We start from the raw sequence: 239 nt of genomic DNA, 5'->3' as shown, positions 1-239 counted from the left end.
CCGCATCCGAATACGCGCGATAGCACGCGCTCGCACGCTCGAGGCCGAGTTGCGCGGCGAGCGCGACGAAGTCTTGCGCGACGCCCGTGTTCACCTGGCCGCCGTTGCGGCCCGACGCGCCGCCGCCCACGCGTCCCGCGTCGACCACCACGACCGACGCGCCGCGTTTGCCGAGCGCCAGAGCCGCCGACAAACCCGTGAAGCCCGCGCCGATCACCACCACGTCGGCGTCACCGTCG

The 239-nt window shown here is 73.6% G+C and carries 1 protein-coding gene; it reads right to left on the bottom strand.

Annotated features, from left to right (window positions below; genetic code table 11):
• A partial coding sequence (locus SB753_RS40945; RefSeq protein ID WP_410805666.1) for an FAD-dependent oxidoreductase occupies nt 1–239 on the bottom strand: 239 nt, incomplete at both ends.

The sequence above is a fragment of the Paraburkholderia sp. SIMBA_053 genome, from assembly GCF_046534895.1.
Classification (GTDB): Bacteria; Pseudomonadota; Gammaproteobacteria; order Burkholderiales; family Burkholderiaceae; genus Paraburkholderia; species Paraburkholderia caledonica.
This window is presented reverse-complemented; position numbering and strand designations above follow the sequence as displayed.